The sequence below is a fragment of the Comamonas testosteroni TK102 genome (genome assembly GCF_000739375.1).
Taxonomy (GTDB): Bacteria; Pseudomonadota; Gammaproteobacteria; order Burkholderiales; family Burkholderiaceae_C; genus Comamonas; species Comamonas brasiliensis.
Genome location: NZ_CP006704.1, coordinates 3,152,497 through 3,166,598 on the forward strand (window position 1 = coordinate 3,152,497; position 14,102 = coordinate 3,166,598).

A 14,102-nucleotide genomic window follows, 5' to 3' on the forward strand; every position below is an offset into this window, starting at 1 on the left:
TTGGTTACTTCACCTGAAATGTGACATTGCCATTGATCGGGTGTGTGTCCGAAGACACGGCACGCCAATCCACGCGATAGGCACCGGGTTGAAGTGCTTGCGCAGGAGTAATGACCATGGTTTTGCCATCGCTAGCGCCAGAGACGCTTGCGCTGACCTTCATTGCACCGTGGTTCGGCATCCCGGGCATGCCCGTCATGATCAAGTTCGCAGCCGAGAACTGAGGAACCAGCGTTTCCGAGAACTTCAGCTCAATCGTTGCAGGTGCAGCAACCTGCGACTTATCCGCAGGAGAGGAGGAAACTAACGAAGGATGTGCAAATGCTGCGGAAGCGAACAGTGTTGCGGCAATTGGCGCGATGAACTTAGCGACCAGGGTTGAGCGGTTCATGAGGACTCCTATCTAAGTGTGATGGTGGTTTGAAAATCGATTGCGAATCTGGGTCTATGGAGTTGGCGCGCCCTCAAGAACGCGCCAGCGAGGAAGTGCACATTGGTCTGGCTAGAACCAGAAGCGGACACCGGCCACCCATCGTGTTTGTTGAGCACGGCCGCCGTCTGCACGAACGAGATCTGCGGTTCGCCCGAAACTGCCCGCACGTTCGACGCCGATATATGGAGCGAACTGACGGCTGAACTCGTAGCGCAGTCGCAAGCCCGCAGATGCTTCGGCTAGGCCCTTGCCGATGTGGCGCTCTGGATCATCCTTGCCGTAAAACTGCATTTCAGCTCTAGGCTCAAGGATCAGGCGCTGAGTCAGCAATAGTTCGTAGCTTGCATTTAGGCGAAGCGCAGTTCTGCCGCCACTGCCAACATAGGCTGTGGCCTCCAGCTCGAACCAGTAAGGGGCTAGGCCCTGTACACCAAATGCCAGCCATTGACGGCTAGGTCCCACGCCGTTGTCTAAGCGCAGACCAAGCTGTGTATCCCAATAGGTTGTGGCAGCACGGCTCCATAGCAGTTCGGTGCGAGACTCTTCGAGCTTTCCTTTGGCGACGTCACCTTCTGCCTTCAAGACAGCTTTGTTGTATGAGGTCCCGTACCATGCTTGCAAGTCATAGGCCGTTGAATCATCACCTCTGCGTGAAAAACGGCGTTCCAGGGTCTCACCACGCAGCGAGGCAAAGGTATGCTCGTCCGCAAGCATCAAGCGCGGGACGCCAGGCACCGCGTAATCGCCCGATCCCAAGGTCAACCCATTGGAATACCCATGTGGGTCGCGAGCATCTGGAGGTGCGGATCCCCCTTGCATCTGCATGCTGCCGTGATCCATCGCAGGGCCGCTTGCAGCGCTGCCAGTCATAGCACCATGACCTGCATGTGGATCAGCTGCAGTTGTGGCAGGGCTTGCCGGTGCTTCCATTTGCATATTCGCTTGGCCATGCGATGAATGGTCGCTTTGCGCCTGGGCCGCAATACTCACCAGAGCGAGGAGCGCAGTGGACAATGCACGAATAGGGAGTGCTTTGGACATTTTTGATCTTCCTTGTGAGGTTTGTTCAAGACACTACGACTTCGCGGAACATGCCTGCATCCATGTGGAACATCAGGTGGCAATGCCATGCCCAGCGCCCCAGAGCATCTGCCGTCACCAAGAAGCTGATGCGTTGTGCAGGCTGTACTGGCAAGGTGTGTCGACGGGCGAGGAATCGACCATCAGGGCTCTCCAGTTCACTCCACATCCCATGCAAGTGCATAGGGTGAGTCATCATCGTGTCGTTGTGCAGGATGACTCGCAAACGCTCGCCGTGACGGAAGTGAACAGGCGTTGATTGCCCGAACTCCAATCCATCAAGAGACCAGGAATATCGCTCCATATTCCCCGTCAGGTGCAACTCCACCTCTCGTCCAGGACCGCGCGAGTCCATCGGACCTGAAGGTGTATGCAGATCTGCCAAGGTCAGCACCCGTCTGCCGTTATTGCGCAGACCGATACCGGGATCGTCAAGATTGGTGCGGGCCATATCGACTCGCATATCTGTTCTTGCGCCATATTCAGTGCGAGCATGGCGTGCGGTGGTGCTGGGCACTGCCAAGCTCCCAGCAGGCTTGGCATGCTGACTATGGTCCATCGCCATACCACCGTGATTCATGCCGGCCATCGCACCATGATCCATGCCGGCCATTGCCCCCGACATACCAGCCATCCCGGCCATACCCGTCATCCCAGACATGCCGGTCATCCCAGACATGCCGGTCATGTCCATGTCGGCTCCAGAACTGCCATGGCTCATGGCGCCCATCATGTCGCTCATACCCAGCCATTCGACGGGATCGAGTGCGGGGACTGGAGCCTGCAGGCCTTCGCGCACTGCTAACGTAGCGCGTGCGTAGCCTGTTCGGTCCATCGACTGGGCAAAAATCGTATAGGCGTCATCACGTGGCTCGACAATCACGTCTATGGTTTCGCCAGGGCCGAATCGGAATTCATCGACAGTCACAGGCTCTACGTCGACACCGTCAACATGCACCACCGTGAGCTTCAGGCCCGGTATACGTACGTCATAGAAGGTATTGCCCGCGCCGTTGACCATGCGCAGCCGGACACGCTCGCCCGGACGGAAAAGAGCAGTCCAATTGCCTGCAGGTGTGACGCCATTTGCGAGGTAGGTCAGGGTCGCAGAAGAGAGGTCGGCTAAATCCGTTGGATTCATGCGCATCTCGTTCCACATCTTGCGCTTGTCTAATGCCGCTGACACGCCATCACGCGATGCATCACGGAAGAAATCAAAGACCGTGGGCTGGTTGTAGTTGTAGTAGTCGCCCTGAACCTTGAGCTTTGCGAAAACGCGCATGGGGTCTTCGTCAGTCCAGTCAGAGAAGAGCACGACATGGTCACGATCTGCACGGATAGTCTCAGGTCCTGCGGGATCAATGATGATCGCTCCATACATGCCGGTGAGTTCCTGCATGCCTGAATGTGAGTGATACCAGTAGGAACCGCTTTGCTGAACCTTGAAGCGGTAGGTAAACGTCTCTCCAGGAGGAATGCCCGCAAAGCTGATGCCTGGAACTCCATCCATCTGGTAGGGCAAGATAATGCCGTGCCAATGAATAGAAGTGGCCTCGCGAAGCTTGTTAGTGACGCGAATCGTCACCGTCTCACCCTCTCGCCAGCGCAGGGTTGGAGCAGGAAGCGATCCATTGATCGTGGTCGCCATGCCAGGCTTGCCCGTAAAGTTCACTGCGGACTCGGCGATCACCAAATCGAACTCGTTACCCTTCAGCACCGGAGCGGCCCCGCGGACTGTGGAGCTCTGCTGTGCGAATGCCATGAGCGACTGCGTTGACAGGCCCGCCAGAACGCCTCCTGCGGCCAGCCCCTGAACGAAGCGCCGACGAGAGAACCCTTGAGTGGGAGTGACAAAAAATGGCGAATGACGCGGCATAAGGTGAAATCCTCCAGAGCTTCCAAGAAATTCGTTTTCGGTAACGCTTGCCTGATGCAATGAGCGCTCGATATGTTCAGTATGCTAGGGCGTGCTGAATTTCGGTGGAGTGACTCATTCATTACATTCATGTAATGCTCGCGTCATGTTTGGTGCGACAGAGGGCTTCTATCCAGCCATGCCCTCGTTGCAACCAGAAGGTTCACTCTGCTCACCACGCTTGATGGCTTCCCAGGAGAGAACAACAAGGCCGTGTTGAGCCTTTCTATCGCCAGGATTTCAGGAACATTACATTTTTCTTATCTTCATGTCAGAGGGCATCAAACTCGGCACACTCTTGATCGTCCACTGCAGCGGAGCGAGTACATGAGGATTTTGATTGTCGAAGATGAGCCTAAAACAGGTGAGTACCTGCGCCAAGGACTGACCGAGGCTGGCTACATTGCTGACCTCGTCCCAAATGGCTCAGACGGCTTACATCTGGCTCTGCAAGGTGAATACTCCTTGGTGATCTTGGATGTCATGCTGCCGGGCCTCAATGGTTGGCAGGTGCTCCAGTCTCTGCGTGATCGGGGACTACATATGCCGGTCCTGTTTCTTACTGCACGGGACCATGTCGAGGACCGTGTCAAAGGACTAGAGCTCGGCGCTGATGATTACCTGGTAAAGCCGTTTTCTTTCGCAGAGCTACTCGCCAGAGTTCGCATTATTCTTAGACGTGGACATCCGGCCAATGAAGGTACTACTCTGACTGTTGCAGATCTCGAGCTAGACCTGCTGCGTCGCCGCGTATCTCGCAACGGCAAACGTGTTGACCTCACAGCCAAAGAGTTCGGACTCTTGGAGTTGCTGATGCGCCGACATGGTGAAGTGCTGCCACGTTCATTGATCGCATCGCAGGTATGGGACATGAATTTCGACAGCGACACCAACGTCATTGAGGTGGCCATGCGCCGTCTGCGGGCAAAAATTGACGAAGGCCACTCGATCAAACTGATCCAGACCGTACGAGGAATGGGCTATGTGCTTGAAGTCCCCGAGGAGGAATAGGTGCAGCGTCTCACTCGCAAGGTAAAGCTCTCTTTAACGATTCGCTTGGCCCTCTGCTTCACGGCTGTTGCGGCAGCCGTAGTGCTAGGTTTAGGCGGCCTATTTCTAGTCGTTACAGAAAAGCATTTCGTGGAATTGGACCGAATGACGCTTCAGGACAAGCGCCATTTGATCGAGAAAATTCTCCAGAACACCAAGTCGGTCGATGATGCTCGTTGGCGTTTAAATGAGGCACTGAACTATCACGAGGATCTTCAAGTCCAGGTGAAAGATGCCCAAGGAGAAACCGTATTTCAATCGCCCGCATCCGGCTTTGCAGTGCCGGATCGCAACTCGGCTTCTATCGACAAGGAAGGATCGTTTGGGGTGTGGCGGCATGCAGACGCAGAATTCCACATCTTGAGCTTTGAGACGCTACCGGCCTACGCACCGTCACCATTAAAGGTACTGATCGCAGCAGACACCAAGCATCACATTCAATTCCTCAACGGAATTCGCACAAGCTTTGCCATTTATGTGATCGCAGCAATTTTGCTGTGCTCACTTCTGTCTTGGCTCGCCGCTCGACAAGGGCTGGCACCGCTGCGAGAAATGAAATCACGTGCGGCCGTTGTGACGGGACAGAAGATGAGTGAACGCATGCCGGTCGAGGCTGTACCCGTAGAAATGGCCGATTTGGCGCATGAGCTCAATCGCATGCTGGATCGGTTGCAGGACGATTTTCAGCGACTGACAGATTTCGCGTCTGATCTGGCCCATGAACTACGCACGCCCATCAGCAACCTGTTGACGCAGACTCAGGTTGTGCTGGCATCCAAGCGTGACGCCGCGACATACCGAGACATTCTTGCCTCTAATGCCGAAGAGTTTCAGCGTTTGGCTCGTATGGTGTCAGACATGCTTTTTCTGGCCAAAACTGAACGGGGCGTAAGCCTGCCGCGCAAGGAGCAATTTTCGGCACAGCAAGAATCGTATGCATTGCTGGAGTTCTACGAGGCTGTCGCTGAAGAAAAGCAAATTCATTTGAAGTTAAAAGGCGATGGACTCGTTGATGGTGATCGACTGATGTTCCATCGTGCTGTGAGTAATTTGCTATCTAATGCTTTGCGCTACACGCCGCATGCAGGCATGGTCACCATCGACATTGAGACCGCAGCTTCCTGGACACTTGTCACTGTGGAAAATACAGGGCAGGACATTGATCCCAAAGTCCTGCCCAGGTTATTTGACCGCTTCTACCGAGCTGACCCTTCCAGGGCTCATCCGGACTCAGACGGTAGCGGATTGGGTTTGGCCATCACCCGAGCAATTGCCGAAGCTCATGGAGGCTCCATTACCGCCACTTCAGCCGATGGACGAACTCGCTTCACCTTGAAATTCCCCACTCCGCAGCCGACTTCCTAAGCAGATCAGAAAACAGGCTTTTCTTGAAAGCAAGAAGACACTATCCGCAGCAAGATGTCTTTGCTGAAGTTGAGCCGCAGCATTTCGTCTGCGGCTTCTCAGCATTTGCCTGCTCGGCTTCGGCTAACGCCAATAATTCTGGAGTGTATCCAGCGGTCTGGATGGCCAACATGTAGTCGGCGTCGCTCAGATCGCCAGAGACTTGCACCGTTTTATCTCGCGCATTCACTCCGATCTTTGCTTCATCATCGATCGCCAAAATGGAGCGCTGAATCCGCGCGGCACAGGCACCACATTTCATGTCATTGATGCGAAAAATAGCCATTACGTACTCCTTTAAAGCTTGTGGCTAAAGTTTCATCCTTCACATGATGTGAATGTCAAGTATCTGTCTGCACATGCACTGGAGCACGCTGTGTACGTCAACTACGTTGGTCTTCGCTTTTCGCTTTGGGTTTATTGGTATGCAGATTTGGGGTAAGAGCTGCCGCGAAAAAGCTGACAACAATGTCACCGGACAGACCTGATTTTGTTGGGCTCCGACTCCTAAGATCAACCCATCTTCTCCTCACCTTGATCAAGGTCCAGGAGATGTGTTCATCAACTGTCTTAGGAGCCAACCATGTCTCAAAACCGCATCTCCATTTCCTCCGTACTCGCAAGCGTTGCTGCCGTTGTCACCCTGGCTCTTCCTGGAATGGCCTCTGCAGCCTACGAGCATCCAGCCAACAATGAACAAGGCGTGATCGTGCATCCGGAGCACTTTGTAAGCCAGAAAACCCGAGCTCAAGTCAAGGCCGAGACTGAAGCTGCCATGAAGCAGGGCCGCCTTTCTTACGGTGAAAGCAATTTCCCACGTGGAACTCCCGAGACAGGATCGAGCAAAACCCGCGAGCAAGTGATCAACGAAACGCGTAATGAATCGCCAGCTGCGCGAGATGCTCGCCTCCAATCATTTGCAGGCTGATCTCCATCAAAGACGCATGCATCGCGGATGCAGCTCTTTCCTGCATTTTTGTTCCGATCTACCGCAGAGGCCTCAAGCAACAGAGGCCTCTGCATGTAGAACATAAGCTTGAGCTAACTACAAATTTCCCGGAAGAATTTCGGCCCAGATGATCGCAATCATCACTTAGGGGGGCGACACTGGGTTCAACGATGCGCGGACTCACCGAGGCGGATATCGCTACCGAGCATCACATTGCATGTTTCCTCATCCATTAACTTGAGGATGGGACAGGACACCGCCTTCTTCAGAACTGAGTTGTGCATACGGTGTCGCGCTTCCTTCAGACACAGCTGTAGCGTTTGCTCCTAGGATGCGAGTTAACCACTGGCTTGCCGAAGATCTGTAGCAATTAAAGATCGGTAGCAACGTATGGCCTTCACCGCGTACCCCTGGTAGATTGACTACACTAACTGCTGCCATGCTACGAAGTCGCATTCACCGCCTATCCACCGCAGTCCTTGTGGCGCTTTCGCTGCTGTTCGCACAGTTGGCGTTGGCGGGTTACGTCTGCCCACAGGAGGAAGGCGTTGATGCAATGACGGCCAGGATGGAGGCCGGCATACCATGCGAAGGTATGGACCAACAGCAACCGGTTCTGTGTCATCAGTACACCAATGCCCCGGATGTGACCTTCGAAGCAGTCAAACTGCCCGTGGCGTCATTACCTGCCATCGTGCAGGTGTTGGAACTGCCGCTAGTGCTCGAATTTGATGCTGCACTTGCAGTGTCCTGGCCCATCACCTTGGAGGTTCGACCGCCTCCGGACCCTCTTTTTCTCTCTACTCTCAGACTCAGAGTCTGATCACTCCGTCGACTGACTGGTGCTGGCATGGCTTGTCCATACGCCGGCGATGCCCTCATTCGTCCACGGAGTTTCCATGTCCCCTATTTTTTTGCGAGCGGCCTCCCTGGCTGCCGTCTTTCTGCCGGCCGTTGCTGCTGCAGAATCGATTTCATTCGACCAGGCAATAAGCTTGGCCGTCCAACGCTCCGAAGCAGCCCGCGCAGCCCAGGCGGCGATGCAAGGCTCTGTCCATTCCATCCAGGCTGCGGGTCAGCTGCCAGACCCCATGCTGCGGGCCGGCATCGACAATTTCCCGGTTACCGGCTCAGACCGCTTCAGCGGTACCCGTGAGTCCATGACAATGAAGCGCATCGGTGTCAGCCAGGAGTGGCTCTCCGCCGATAAACGAGCCGCGCGCGAAGGTGCGGCTCGTGCAAGAGCCGACCGCGACGCCGTACAAAAAGACATTGCCGAAGCCGAGGCTCGCCTGCAGGCCAGCATGGCGTATGTCGATGCTTGGTTCGCCACTGAAGCACTCAAGCTAACCACCCAGACCGAACATCACTTGCACGAGGAGCTGAATGCGGCAAAAAGCCGCATAGCAGCTGCCACAGGCAACAGCGCAGAAGCGTTGCAACTCCTATCCGCCAAAGGGATTGCAGAGGATGAAAGTGAAGAGGTTCGCCAACAGCAGTCTGCAGCCATGGTCAGTCTGCAACGCTGGATCGGCGTTCTTCCCGACGCTCTCAACAAGCCACCGACCTTCCCGGTTCCCGAGGAGCGGGACTACGTGGCGAGATATCCAGCCGTCGCAGGCTTAAAAAGCGACGTCGAAATTGCTCGCCAGAGTGCAAACGTCGCAGCCAAGGAGCGCTCTCCCAACTGGACCTGGGAAGTGTCCTACGGCCAGCGCACTGGCTATTCCGATTTGGTTTCAGTCGGCGTCAGCATCCCGCTCCAAATCGCACCAAGCCAGCGCCAAGACCGCGAAACCTCGGCCAAGCTGGCCATGGTCGACAAAGCAGAGGCTGACCTGACGGAGGGAATGCGCGCAGCCATGGCCGATTACCGCACCTTGACTAGCGACGCCGCGCGCCTGCAGCAGCGTATCGAGAGATACCAAGGCTCCGTAGTGACTCCGGCCAGACAGCGCACTTCCGCCGCCCTGGCAGCCTACCGCTCAAATCAATTGGCCCTGACCGCCGTGTTTGAGGCACGACATGCCGAGGTCGAAGCTCAGAGAAAACTCCTCGCACTGCAGCGTGATTTGGTACGTACGCAGGCCCAACTGAACCTCAAACCCATCGCTCATGGAGGTGCCCAATGAAGCGCACAGCACTGGTCACTTCATTGGTTACGGCAGGCGTACTGCTGGCAGCCGGTGGCTTCTTTATTGGCCGCTTGACCTCCGAAGGCGCTGCCCCCCCCAGGCCGTAGCCGCCTCGGAATCCAAGGCTCCCACAGGCGAGCGCAAGATTCTCTACTGGCATGACCCCATGGTGCCGGGACCACGCTTTGACAAGCCCGGCAAGTCGCCATTCATGGACATGCAATTGGTGCCCGTCTATGCGGACGATGCCAATGACACAGGTGTCAAAGTCAGCTCAACGGTGCAGCAGAACCTCGGCATCCGGACCACGATGGTCAAGCGAGCCAACATCGGTGCGTCGTTCGATGCCGTTGGAACGGTACAGTTCGATGAGCGTCTGAGTGTCGCTGTCCAGAGCCGTGTTACCGGCTATGTCGAGCATTTGGCAGTACGTGCTCCAATGGAGCAAGTGCGGAAAGGTCAGGCGCTGGCCACCATTTTTGCGCCAGAGTGGCTGGGTCCGCAGAACGAGCTGCTCGCACTCAAGCGCGCAGGTGTGCCCCTGGAACTTATTACGGCAGCACGTGAGCGCATGCGCGCCATGTCCATCCCCGCAGAACTGGTCCGCAAGACTGAGGAAACCGGGGTCGCCCAGGCTCGCTACCCCTTGCAGGCTCCGGTAAATGGCGTGGTGACGGAACTCGGTGTTCGGGAAGGAGCCCAGGTGTCACCTGGCCTGACGTTATTCCGCATCTCCGGCCTGGAAAAGGTCTGGGCCGTAGCTGAAGTGCCGGAGGCACAAGCCGTACGCCTGACGCGTGGCCAGAAGGTCAAGGCCGTTCTGCAAGCCGATGCATCCCAAACCTTCGACGGCGAATTGAAGGAGATCCTACCGCAGGTCAACGCCAGCACGCGCACCTTGCAGGCACGATTCGAGGTCGATAACCGCAGCGGCAAACTGATACCGGGGTTGCTGCTGCGCTTGCAGGTTGGCGGGGCTCCAACCTCTCGCCTGGTCGTGCCTGCTGAAGCCGTCATCCGTACCGGCACCCGTGCATTGGTCATCGTCCGCAAGGAGTCTGACAACTTCGAGCCTCGGGAAATCAAACTGGGCGAGGACTTGGGTGATCAATTGGAGGTGCTGCAAGGCTTGCGCGAAGGCGAGGAAGTAATTACCAGCGGCCAATTCCTGGTGGACTCCGAAGCGCGGCTCAAGTCAGCTCTGGGAGCCATGGAAGCCGGCCAACCCCAACCTGTGCCTGCTACGGCCACCGAAGCCTCGGACATCTACCGCGCCGAGGGCAAGGTGGAAAGCATCGATGACGACGGGATCACGATCTCGCATGGTCCCGTACCCAAACTCAAGTGGCCCGCCATGACAATGAGCTTTGGCAAGGCCGACTCGATAACGCTCACGGGTTTGAAGCCAGGAGATCTGGTGCGCTTCGAGTTCCGAAAAGGCGGGCCCCTAGATTGGGAAGTCGTCTCCGTGCAGAAAAGCGGCAGTGACGCAGGAACCACCGGAGGCGCCAAGTGATTGCTACCCTTATCCGTTGGTCCATCGCCAACCGCTTTTTGGTGTTGGTCGTCACAGCGTTCCTTGTGGCGGCAGGCATCTGGTCGGCATCTCGCACTCCAGTCGATGCACTGCCAGACCTGAGCGACGTGCAGGTAATCGTCCGCACCACCTATCCAGGCAAACCACCTCAGGTGGTGGAAGACCTCGTGACCTACCCGCTGACCACGACCATGTTGAGCGTACCTGGGGCTAAAACCGTCCGAGGCTATTCGTTCTTTGGCGACTCCTTCGTCTACATCCTGTTCGACGACAAGACCGATCCGTACTGGGCACGGTCACGGGTGGTGGAGTATCTGAACCAGGTGCAAAGCCGCTTACCAGTAGGTGCGACAGCCGCGCTAGGCCCGGATGCCACAGGTGTGGGCTGGGTCTACGAGTACGCGCTGGTCGACCGCAGCGGCCATAACGATATTGGACAGCTGAGAGCCCTCAACGACTGGTTTCTGAAATTCGAGCTGAAAACCGTTCCGGATGTGGCAGAAGTCGCCAGCATCGGCGGCATGGTCCGCCAATACCAGGTGGTGCTCGACCCGGACCGGATGCGAGTGCTCGGCATTACGCAGTCCATGGTCGTGCAGGCTCTGCAGAAGGCCAATCAGTCGTCGGGCGGTTCGGTAGTGGAAATGGCCGAGACCGAGTACATGGTGCGCTCGCGCGGATTCCTTCAATCACTGGAGGACTTCCGTACCATCCCGCTCACCCTCAGCGGAGCGACACCTGTGCTGCTGAAAGACGTGGCCACCGTCCAGATTGGCCCAGAAATGCGCCGAGGCATCGCCGAACTGGATGGCGAGGGTGAAGTCACGGGCGGTGTGGTGGTCATGCGCTCCGGAAAGAATGCCCGTGCCACCATCGAAGCCGTCAAAGCCAAGCTGGAGAAGCTAAAGCCCAGTCTGCCCAAAGGCGTTGAGGTGGTGGAAACCTATGACCGCTCCCAGCTCATTGATCGTGCGGTCGACAACCTGCGTGTCAAGCTCCTGGAGGAGTTCGCCGTCGTCGCCGTAGTCTGTGCCATCTTCCTATTCCACCTGCGCTCCGCGCTGGTGGCCGTTGTAACGCTGCCTATTGGGGTGCTAGCGGCTTTCGGCGTGATGCACTGGCAAGGCGTGAGCGCGAACATTCTCTCGCTGGGCGGTGTGGCCATTGCTCTAGGGGCCATGGTCGACGCCTCTGTGGTCTTGGTCGAAGCTGCGCACAAGCATCTGGAGCACTTTGAAGAACGACATGGACGCCCGCCGTCCGTGGCCGAGCGCTGGGAACTGATCGCTCAATCGGCCGTGGAGGTTGGCCCAGCGCTGTTCTTTTCGTTGCTGGTCATCACCCTGTCATTCCTGCCCGTGTTCACACTGGAGGCCCAAGAAGGACGGCTGTTCTCGCCGCTAGCCTTCACCAAGACCTACGCGATGGCTGCTGCTGCCGGCCTCTCGATAACGCTGGTTCCGGTGCTGATGGGATACCTCATTCGCGGGCGCATACCTAAGGAAACTGCGAACCCGATCAATCGCGGCCTGATTGCGCTCTACCGACCGGCTCTCGAGCTAGTCTTGCGCTTCCCTATAGCAACGCTGCTGGCAGCGGCATTGGCCCTGGCTATCACCGCAATTCCGGTCATGCGGCTGGGCGGTGAGTTCATGCCGCCGCTGGACGAAGGCGATCTGCTGTACATGCCCTCGGCGTTGCCTGGTATTTCGGTCTCAAAGGCCGCAGAGTTGTTGCAACAGACAGACCGGCTTATCAAAACAGTGCCCGAGGTTAAGCGTGTGTTCGGCAAGGCGGGACGGGCCGATACCGCCACCGATCCAGCGCCATTGGAAATGTTCGAGACCACCATCCAGTTCAAATCGCGCGAGCAATGGCGCCCTGGCATGACGCCAGAGAAACTGGTCGAGGAACTCGACCGGGTGGTCAAGGTGCCGGGCCTGTCTAACGTATGGGTGCCGCCCATCCGCAACCGCATCGACATGCTGGCCACCGGCATCAAGAGCCCCGTGGGTATTAAGGTCGCCGGACCAGACCTCGCCACCATCGACAAGCTCGCGGCACAGATTGAATCCGCCGTGCGCGGAGTGCCTGGTGTTTCTTCCGCATTGGCCGAACGCTTGACTGGGGGCCGGTACATTGACGTGGATGTAGACCGACAAGCCGCTGCACGGTTCGGACTTTCTGTGGCCGACGTGCAGGCGGTCATAGCCACCGCCATCGGTGGTGAGAATGTCGGAGAAGTCATTCAAGGTCGAGAGCGCTTTCCGGTGAACGTCCGCTACCCGCGCGAAATCCGCGATTCGCTGGAACGCCTGCGCAAGCTGCCTTTCGTGACTGACAAAGGCGCCACCGTGCTCCTGCAGGACGTCGCCAAGATCGTCATCGCAGAAGGCCCGCCCATGATCCGTAGCGAAAACGCACGACTCTCGGGCTGGGTGTATGTGGATGTGCGTGGCCGGGACTTGCGCTCCGTCGTCCATGACATGCAAGCCGTTGTCGCCAAGCAGGTGGCAATGCCTGCCGGCTATGCCTTGTCGTGGTCTGGCCAATTCGAGTATTTGGAGCGGGCTACGGAACGCCTGAAAATCGTCGTACCACTCACTTTGGCCGTCATCTTCATGCTGCTCTACGTGCTGTTTCGCAGCGCAGGCGATGCCGCATTGGTCATGGCAGCAGTTCCATTCTCGCTGGTCGGTGGGTTCTGGTTCATCTGGGCGCTCGGTCACGCAGTGTCAGTGGCCTCGGCCGTGGGGTTCATTGCCCTGGCCGGCGTTGCCGCCGAGTTTGGCGTCGTGATGCTGGTCTACCTGCAGAACGCCTGGAAACAGCATCTGGCCGCAGGCGAGCCGGACAATGAGGCAACGTTGCTGGCCGCCATTCGCGAGGGAGCCGTCATGCGCGTGCGGCCGAAGGCCATGACCGTAGCGGTAGTGATGGCGGGTCTGCTTCCCATTCTGGTTGGACACGGCACCGGCTCGGAAGTTATGACCCGCATCGCCGCTCCGATGGTCGGCGGCATGGTCACAGCCCCGCTCCTGAGCATGCTGGTCATCCCAGCTGCCTGGTACTTGATCCATCGCAAGCGTCCAACTGCAGAGCGCCCCCCCCCTCAAACCTTGAAGCATCTGCAATCAAGGCTTCATAACCATTACACCTTGGAAGATAGAACCATGAAAACAGCCCACATCCTTACCGCAGCCGTCGCGTTAGCAGCGTTCACAACAACTCATGCGCAGGACATGAAAATGCCGATGCAGCCTGCAGCCCGAGCCACTTCGGCCAGCATGCCCCTCGTTGATGGCGAGGTTCGCAAAATCGACGCTCAAAAGAACCTCATCGTATTGCGTCACGGAGATATTCCGAACCTGGCCATGCCTGCCATGACCATGGGATTTGAGGTAGCCGACAAAAAGATGCTCGACGGCCTGAAGGTCGGCGACAAGGTTAAATTCCAGGCCGAGGCTATCAAGGGCAAGGCGATGGTCACGGAACTGAAACCGAACCATTGATAGAAAAAGGGACTGCCATGTAAATCGCAGTCCCTTTGTTGTAAAGCCTCGTTTAAACCGCAAACCCTGATAGCTATGCATCAGGTC

9 protein-coding genes and 1 pseudogene are annotated in these 14,102 nt (G+C 57.0%); 6 read left to right on the forward strand and 4 right to left on the reverse strand.

Translation table 11 applies throughout. The features are described from left to right. Positions 1-4 precede the first annotated feature (4 nt). The 3 genes from copC to O987_RS14255 form a co-directional block, all read right to left on the reverse strand. Entirely contained in the window at positions 5-391 is a 387-nt protein-coding gene (gene copC / locus O987_RS28105; protein ID WP_019042272.1) for a copper homeostasis periplasmic binding protein CopC, read from the reverse strand. Positions 392-502: 111 nt separating this feature from the next. After that, positions 503-1,474 (reverse strand): copper resistance protein B, encoded by a 972-nt coding sequence (locus O987_RS14250; protein WP_003055078.1) that lies wholly within the window; start codon positions 1,472-1,474, stop codon positions 503-505. Positions 1,475-1,499: 25 nt separating this feature from the next. Beyond that, complete coding sequence (locus tag O987_RS14255) at positions 1,500-3,389, reverse strand: copper resistance system multicopper oxidase (RefSeq protein WP_043372992.1); 1,890 nt, start codon at positions 3,387-3,389, stop codon at positions 1,500-1,502. 366 nt (positions 3,390-3,755) lie between these two features. On the opposite strand from O987_RS14255, the gene O987_RS14260 reads away from it, so the two are divergent. Next, entirely contained in the window at positions 3,756-4,439 is a 684-nt protein-coding gene (locus O987_RS14260; RefSeq protein WP_019042269.1) for a heavy metal response regulator transcription factor, read from the forward strand. Further along, positions 4,440-5,843 carry a heavy metal sensor histidine kinase gene (locus O987_RS14265; RefSeq protein ID WP_019042268.1) on the forward strand — a complete coding sequence of 468 codons (1,404 nt, stop codon included), beginning with the start codon at positions 4,440-4,442 and terminating at the stop codon, positions 5,841-5,843. A 40-nt stretch (positions 5,844-5,883) separates the two neighbouring features. Here the strand turns inward: O987_RS14265 and O987_RS14270 are convergent, their stop codons facing one another. Continuing rightward, positions 5,884-6,168, reverse strand: a complete 285-nt coding sequence (locus O987_RS14270) for a heavy-metal-associated domain-containing protein (protein ID WP_003055071.1) — start codon at positions 6,166-6,168, stop codon at positions 5,884-5,886. Between the two features lie 297 nt (positions 6,169-6,465). Here O987_RS14270 and O987_RS28110 point away from each other — a divergent pair, with 297 nt between their 5' ends. From O987_RS28110 to O987_RS14290, 4 genes and pseudogenes are all read left to right on the forward strand, one after another. Then, positions 6,466-6,810 (forward strand): DUF4148 domain-containing protein, encoded by a 345-nt coding sequence (locus tag O987_RS28110; RefSeq protein ID WP_019042267.1) that lies wholly within the window; start codon positions 6,466-6,468, stop codon positions 6,808-6,810. Between the two features lie 920 nt (positions 6,811-7,730). Beyond that, entirely contained in the window at positions 7,731-8,963 is a 1,233-nt protein-coding gene (locus O987_RS14280; RefSeq protein ID WP_029158333.1) for a TolC family protein, read from the forward strand. Further along, positions 8,960-10,482, forward strand: a pseudogene (locus tag O987_RS14285) (efflux RND transporter periplasmic adaptor subunit). The gene O987_RS14280 and the pseudogene O987_RS14285 overlap by 4 nt, the downstream one beginning before the upstream one ends. Beyond that, a complete protein-coding gene (locus tag O987_RS14290; protein WP_029158332.1) occupies positions 10,479-14,015 on the forward strand; it encodes a CusA/CzcA family heavy metal efflux RND transporter in 3,537 nt (1,178 codons plus the stop codon). The pseudogene O987_RS14285 and the gene O987_RS14290 overlap by 4 nt, the downstream one beginning before the upstream one ends. Positions 14,016-14,102 lie beyond the last annotated feature (87 nt).